A 7,670-nucleotide genomic window follows, 5' to 3' on the forward strand; every position below is an offset into this window, starting at 1 on the left:
GCGACTCCAACAGGACGATCGAGCGTGAAGAACTTCATCGTCCTCGAGAAGCCCGTGCCTGCCCGGCAGCGAAACGCCGCCTTATCGACACCCATCACCGCAGGCCACAGCGCCGGAAGTCAACAACGCCGGAGCCCTGCAACCACAGGCGACTCAGCCACCGCCGACTTTTTCAGGTCGAAGTAGCTAAGCTAGCGTGCACTCCTAGACGGCGCGATCCCGCCACGCGCCGCGACGACGCCGCGATGAACGGCCCTAACTAGTCGTTCTAACGACCCAATACCACCTTTGACCGGCTATTTTGATGTAGGGCGGGCGGGACTCGAACCCGCGACCAACGGATTATGAGAGCGTCCCACCTGGGGAGACGGGATTTGACGGCATTTTATGAAGTGTGCTGTCAAGCGGTGGTATTCCGAACGGGCACAACGGAATACGCTGCCGAAACGTGCCGAGCATTGAAGAGGGTGGTCGAGAGTGCTGCGGACTGTGTGCGGACTGGCGAACCGACTGCCTAGCGCACCTTGGCGTGCCGGATCAACCTTCCGCGTGTGAAGCTGAGGCGAAGTCAGAACCGAGACGTTTGGGCTGGTCGAGCTGGGTGAACTGGACTCAGCTTGAGGGTTCAGGGCACCTGCTACGAGTGGCGTGGCGGATGCGGAGCGGATGAAAACGAACCTCTGATCCGTAGGCACGGGCGGATAGCGTGACGACCGCGCAGCGGGCAGGAGCCGCGCCGGGGACGCGATACGCCTACGACGCATTTTTGTCCTACGCCCATTAGGATCGCTGCCTTCTCAGGGAGTCATATCCGCGTAGAGGATGGTCTTCACCGTCTCCAAATGGTGGCGCGCCTGCTCCAAATACGAGCCCTCCATAGTCCACGGAAACGTACCGGAACCCGCGACCAAAGTAAGGCAGATGTGGGAGGCGGTATGATAGTCATCAATCATGTCCTGCACTGCCTTAGTCAACGACGGATCCGGACTCGGCATATCTGCTCGCAGCGCAAACCGCATTTGCATCGTGCAGATCCTCACACGCTGAGTGCAAAGCGTTGAAATCATAAGCGTTGATGGCGTTAGAGATCCTGTCCAACACATTGATGGACTGCTGGAAATGCTCGCTGGCCCGGTTGTTATACCACTCGGAAACTCCTGGATAGTCGGCGTTGGCCACATGTGCTGCAGTGACTACGCCGGTGGTGAGGATAGTTGTGATGCCAACTACCTTGCCAAGTGTTCGGCGCACATTCGACATGATTCTTGTTCCTCGCTTCAGCCGTTTCACAAGCTGCATGTCCGCGGCGCGGCCATCTCGCGGTTAAGGTAAGCACCATACCTCGCTGACGCCGATCTCCAATCCGAATACGAAGCCGCCAAGGAACTGGCGGCGGCCGAAGACCTGGAGCGAGCGGCGGCTGCGCGATTCAGCTGGCGCGGCATTGGACGACCGCGTCATCAACGCTCTGGAATACCACTGCAGCAGCCTCGAAAACGCACCCACTACTACATGATCACCTTGACAGGGTTACGCTGGCCGGTTAATCGAATCGACCTTCGCCACCGTTCGGTTACGGCAAGGGGTCACCAAAGGCCCCAGCTCCCGCGCGGCCGGTGTCGCGATGGCGTTCAAACTCATCGAGTCCGCGCAGCGCCGCTGGCGGCTGGTCAACGCACCCCACTTGGTCGCCCCTCGTCCGCGCCGAGCCGAATTCAAGGACGGCAAACTCGTCGAACGACCCGACGAATCAGGAGGTGAGGCTCAAGCCGCGTAACACGCCGATCCACAGATTGACTATTGCTCGTTCGGTGAGAAGTTCTTTTACTCATATCTGAAAAGTTTTTTCTACTGATATCAAGGTCGTATCGTAGGGCGAGCGCGATGATGTGCTATAGGCGCGGCGTGGGAGGAAAGAGCGCATTGGCGTGAATGAGGATTTTTGGGACGATCTGCTCGGGCATATCCGACAGCAGGTGCTGGTACCGGTTGTGGGGCCTGACTTGACGATGGTCAATGTCGATGGCGCCGAACAGGCGCTTACTACGCTCGTCGGCCAACGCCTTGTTGATAAGTATCAGCTGACGGTGTCACCGGGGGTGATCACCATGGGCGAAGCGGTGGCAGCATTCCTGCGAGAGCGCGGCCGAGATGAGCTCGAGCGGTTGTATAGCCGGATCAATGACATCATCCTCAAGCTCAATCCGGCGCCTGGCGGTGCGCTCCGTGACCTCGCCGCCATCACTGATCTGCGCCTGTTCGTCAGTACGACGCCCGACCGGCTACTTGCGCAGGCGCTCAACGAGGTCCGATTCCATGGTAGGTCGGCGACGCGTGAGATAGCGTTTTCCCCGTCTAAGTCCACGATCGAACAGGACGAAAATGCGCAACCGGCTGCGCCAACCGACACCGTGGTTCTCAGTCTGTTTGGTCGAGCCACTTCCACCCCCCAGTATGCGATCCACGAGGAGGACCAGCTTGAGTGGCTCCATGCGTTGCTCAGCGGCTCCGCGAGCCTGCCGGACTGGCTTGCTTCCCCGCTAAAAGATCGGCCGATGTTGTTTGTCGGCTGCGAGATTCCCGACTGGCTCGGGCGGTTTCTCCTGCGTATGGAGAGCACTACTCGGCTGTCGTCGCTTGAGTCCAAGCAGTTCTTCTTCGTCTGCTCCTCGACTTCAAGCGAACCGTCGCTATCGAACTTCTTCGCAACATACTGTCGCAAGACGCAGGTCCAGCAGCTGCAGATGGCGCCGGCCGCGTTTGTTGCGGAGTTGCGCGCACGGTGGGAGGAACAATCCACCGCGAGGCGAGGCGCCCGGGTCGAACCCATTAGTTCTCTTGCTCCAGACGCGCCGACGATCTTTATCAGTTACATGCGTGAGGATGTCGACGCTGCCCGGCAGCTGTCCGACACGATCAGCGGGCTGGGCGGCGATGTCTGGCTAGACGAGCGAAGGCTCTGCCCGGGCGATGTCTGGGAGCAGGACATTTTGACCGCGATCCGCAAAACTGTCCGCTTGTTCGTCCCGGTCATCTCGTCAAACACCGAGGGGGTATCGGAAGGCTACGTATTCCGGGAGTGGAAGAAGGCGGTAGATCGATCGGACTCCATTATGGGTCGCCGCTTCATTGTGCCCGTGATCATCGACGAAAACTATCAGGGCGATCCGAGTCGGTATCGGCATATTCCAGATGAGTTCAGGCGCTTGCAGTTTGGTCGCGCGCCGGCCGGTGAGCCGGATAAGGAACTGGAGGCGATGCTGAAGGACGAGATCCGTGCTATGCGGCGCAGCGGTGCGGCATGACTGGTGCAACGGTGACCACGCAACTCGACGCCCAGAACCCGTGGCCGGGCCTTGAGCCGTTTGAGGAAAACGCGCGCGCGTTCTTCCACGGGCGCGACCATGAAGCAGAATCATTGCTGAAGCACGTGCTCGACGCACCGGTGACAGTTTTGTTTGGGCGGTCGGGCCTCGGCAAGACGTCGCTGCTGCGAGCGGGCCTGTTTCCGTTGCTGCGCGACCGCAACTTTCTGCCGCTCTACGTGCGCTTCGACGTCACGCCGGATGCGCCGCCACTTACTCGCCAGCTCCATCAGTCTATCCAAACCTCGATTCGGGCCGACCTGCCCGATGCGATGCTGCCGTTGGATGAGGAAACTCTTTGGGAATACTTGCATCGCGCCGACTTTGAGCTTTGGAGTGCGCAGAACTATCCCCTTACGCCGGTGATTGTGCTCGACCAGTTCGAAGAGCTCTTTACCCTCGGTGAGCGGGTGCCCGATCTCGTGCGGGCGTTCAGGAATGACCTCGGTGACCTGGCCGAGAATCGCATTCCCGCCGATCTGGCCGCGCGGATCGACGACGACGAGGCTGTAGCCGCTCGATTTCAGTTGCGGTCGCTCAATTACAAGTTGTTGATTAGCTTGCGGGAAGATTTTCTTCCCGAACTCGAAGGATGGTGTCGGCTTATTCCAGCGCTGGCACGCACGCGGATGCGGCTGCGTCGCTTACGGGCAGGCGAAGCATTTGATGCGGTGCACAAGCCAGCTGCGGACCTGATGACGGAGGCGTTGGCGCGCCGGGTGGTGAGCATCATCGCTGGCGAGGAGTTGCACCGCGGCCGCGATACCGCGTTGCCAGATGGCGCCCCTCCTGGTGCTGAGGCTTCGGACGTGGAACCTGCGTTGCTCAGCCTATTTTGCCGCGAGCTCAACGAGGAGCGAAAGCGGCGTGGGCAGTCATATTTCGACGAACAGCTGGTCGAGGACGCCAAAACCGACATCCTGTCGAACTACTATTCGTCCTGTGTGGGTGATCTGCCGCCGCGCGTGGCGGAGTTCATCGAGTCCGAGCTGATCACCCAGAAGGGGTTCCGCAACAGCTACGACCGCGACGATGCGTTGCGGTTCCACCATCTGACCGACGACGAACTCACCCGGCTGATCCACTTACGACTGCTACGACTCGAGGAACACTACGGCACGCAACGGATCGAACTGACCCACGACGTCCTCACAGGCGTCGTACGCGAACAGCGCGACCGGCGACGCGCAGAAGAAGAGAAGGCGGCGCTGGCCACCCGCGCGGAGCAGGAACGCCAAGCCGCCGCGCAGCGTGAGGCGGAGCTCAAGGAACGCCAGCAGGCCGCCGAAGCTCTTGCTGCCAGAGAACAAGCACACGCAGAGGACCTGCGGAGACGCTCCCGCATCCTGCGAAGGGTTCTAGCCGTCACCACGATCATTGCCGTGATCGCCGTCATTGCCGCGGTCGCGGCCGGCTACTTCTTGTGGATCGCCACCCAAGCCAAACACGAGGCCCAGACGCGAACCCATGAAGCCTTGGACCTGCGTCTCACTTCGGAAGGGCAGGCGATGTTCGCGGGGAGTCTCCCCGGCGGCGAGGTGCGTGCGCTCCAAGAGCTCCTGGCATCACAGGTCGATCACGCTGATCCCGGCGCGCTGTTCCACGCGGTTTTCACGCGGCGTCACATGCTCAAGATCATCCCGGCCGCCGACAAGGTCTGGAGCGTGGCGGTCAGTCCCGACGGGCGCCGCATCGTCGCCGGCAGCACAGACGGAACACTGAGTCTGTGGGCCGCCGACACCGGCAAACCGATCGGGCTGCCGATGATCGGCCACACCCAGACCGTGCTGAGTGTCGCGTTTAGCCCAGACGGGCACCGGATCGCCTCCGGCAGCGTCGACACGACGGTGCGCATCTGGAATGCCGACACCGGCCAACCCCTCGGCTCCCCGCTCACCGGCCACACCCAGACCGTGCGGAGTGTCGCGTTTAGCCCCGACGGGCACCGGATCGCCTCCGGCAGTGCCGACACGACGGTGCGCATCTGGAATGCCGACACCGGCCAACCCCTCGGCTCCCCGCTCACCGGCCACCGCAACTGGGTGAACAGTGTGGCGTTTAGCCCCGACGGGCATCGGATCGCCTCCGGCAGCGGCGACGCGACGGTGTGGATCTGGGATGCCGACACCGGCCAACCCCTCGGCTCCCCGCTCACCGGCCACCGCGACTGGGTGAACAGTGTGGCGTTTAGCCCCGACGGGCATCGGATCGCCTCCGGCAGCGTCGACAACACGGTGAGGATATGGGACGCCGACACCGGCCAACCCGTCGGACAGCCATACACCGGCCACGCAAATCAGGTCACCGGTGTGGCGTTCAGCCCCGACGGGCGGTACATCGTTTCTGGCAGCACCGACACGACGGTGCGGCTGTGGGGCGCCGACATCGGACCTCGCGACGGGGCGCCCATCCAGTACGGGAATGGCCCAGTAGCGTTCAGCCCTAACGGGCGGTACATCGTTTCTGGCAGCAACGACAACACGGTGCGGTTGTGGGATGCGGGCACTGGTAAGCCCGCGGCGGCGCCGCTTACCACTTCAGACCAAGTGAAGGGTTTGGCGTTCAGCTCGGACGGGCGCCGCCTCCTTGCCGTCAGCGCAGACGGAATGCTGCGGCGCTGGGATGCGGAGACACGGCAATCCATTGGAGAGCCGATGGACCTGGGAAAACCCGGTGATCTGCACAATGTGGCGTTTAGCCCCGACGGACACCGCATCGCCTCCTGCTGTAGTTTGGACGGTGCGCTGCATTTGTGGGACGCCGACACGGGACAGCCGATCCGCGACCTGATGACTGGCAGCCAGATTAGCGCCCTAGCCTTTAGCCCCGATGGGCATCGCATCGCCGCTGGTGGCGACGGAACTGTCCGCTTGTGGGACCCTAACACCGGCCAATCCATCCCGACTCGGTTTTCCGGGCCCGCAGTCTCGGTTAACAGTGCGGCTTTTAGCCCAGATGGGCATCGCATCGCCGCTGGTGGCACGCACGAGTACCTGGACTACATGCTGCTGCGGTGGAACGCCGACACCGGCAAAGCCATCGGCCAGCCGCTCACCGGCCACAACTACACGGTGAACAGTGTGGCGTTTAGCCCCGACGGGCGCTTCATCGTCTCCGGCAGTTCAGATCGCACGGTGCGGCTGTGGAACGCCGAGACCGGCCAACCCATCGGGCAGCGGCTCACCGGCCACACTGAAGAGATAAAGAGTGTGGCGTTTAGCCCTGACGGGCGCCTCATCGTTTCCGCCGACGATCACTCCCTCCGGTTATGGCCGGGGCCTGCGGCTTGGTCGGATGCGCTGTGCGCCAAACTCACCCAAAACCTGAGCCCGCATCAGTGGAGTGACTGGGTCAAGGACATCGGCTACACGATTCAATGCCCCGGGCTTCCGAAGGCCTCGGACGAAGGCCCGTCGAGACAGATCGAACTTCCCTTCCACGGGCTCAGCCATCCTCAAGCGATCACGGTCGATGCGGCGGGCAACGTGTACGTCGCCGACACCGGCAACAACCGCGTAGTCAAGCTCGGTGCCGGTGCAACCAACATGACAGAGCTGCCGTTCAGCGGACTCAATGGCCCTAATGGCGTCGCGGTGGACCGCGCAGGCACCGTGTACGTTGTGGACGAGAACAACCGCGTGCTCAAACTGCCGCACGGTTCTACCAGCGCCGTCCAGCTGCCCTTCACCGGCCTGAACACACCCAGCGACGTGACGGTCGACGCACCGGGAAACGTGTACGTCGTCGATGCGGGCAACGCGCGGGTGCTCAAGCTGGCCGCGGGTTCAACAAGTCCCACGACGCTGCCTTTTACCGACATACGCGTACCCAACACTATTGCGGTGGACACCACCGGAAACGTCTTCGTCACCGACCAAGGCAACGACCGTCTGCTTGAGCTGCCAGCCGGCACCACCGCGCCGAGTGAGTTACCGTGCGGTGGGCTCGACGGGGCCGGGGGCGTGGCAGTAGACACGGCGGGAAACGTGTATCTCGCCAGCTACAACTCCAACCATGTGCTGGAGCTCGCGAAGGGCCAACCCGCGCCCAGCGCGCTTCCCTTCACCGGGCTCAACGAGCCTAATGCCGTCGCGGTGGGCACCCATGGGACCGTGTATGTAACCGACGCCGGCAATAACCGGGTCATTAAATTGCCGCCACAAAGCTAGTGTCTCGTGATTCTGTTGTATTTACTTCGCATTGTTGTCGACGAGCTTGCGGATGTTGGTCTGTGTGATCGCGACCTTCGCGAGGATCTCGTCGGCGGTGGCGGTCCAGGCGAACGGGCGGGCGTCGGCGTTCCAG

General features: G+C 62.1%; 3 protein-coding genes and 1 pseudogene. 3 read left to right on the forward strand and 1 reads right to left on the reverse strand.

The features are described from left to right. Positions 1 to 966 precede the first annotated feature (966 nt). A complete protein-coding gene (locus VMD50_RS27570) occupies positions 967 to 1,260 on the reverse strand; it encodes a hypothetical protein (protein ID WP_325432769.1) in 294 nt (97 codons plus the stop codon). 286 nt (positions 1,261 to 1,546) lie between these two features. On the opposite strand from VMD50_RS27570, the pseudogene VMD50_RS27575 reads away from it, so the two are divergent. The 3 genes and pseudogenes from VMD50_RS27575 to VMD50_RS27585 all read left to right on the forward strand — a co-directional run. After that, positions 1,547 to 1,777, forward strand: a pseudogene (locus VMD50_RS27575) (IS256 family transposase); the annotation flags it as partial. A 151-nt stretch (positions 1,778 to 1,928) separates the two neighbouring features. Next, positions 1,929 to 3,305, forward strand: coding sequence for a toll/interleukin-1 receptor domain-containing protein (locus VMD50_RS27580; protein ID WP_325432771.1), 1,377 nt, complete (start codon positions 1,929 to 1,931; stop codon positions 3,303 to 3,305). An 11-nt stretch (positions 3,306 to 3,316) separates the two neighbouring features. Continuing rightward, positions 3,317 to 7,534, forward strand: coding sequence for an LpqB family beta-propeller domain-containing protein (locus tag VMD50_RS27585; protein ID WP_325432773.1), 4,218 nt, complete (start codon positions 3,317 to 3,319; stop codon positions 7,532 to 7,534). The last annotated feature ends 136 nt before the right edge of the window (positions 7,535 to 7,670 follow it).

It is taken from the genome of Mycobacterium sp., assembly GCF_035506235.1.
Classification (GTDB): Bacteria; Actinomycetota; Actinomycetes; order Mycobacteriales; family Mycobacteriaceae; genus Mycobacterium.

Excerpts from the sequence above, each read along its gene's own strand:
- VMD50_RS27570 (WP_325432769.1), bottom strand. The coding sequence starts at position 1,260 with ATGTCGAATGTGCGCCGAACACTTGGCAAGGTAGTTGGCATCACAACT.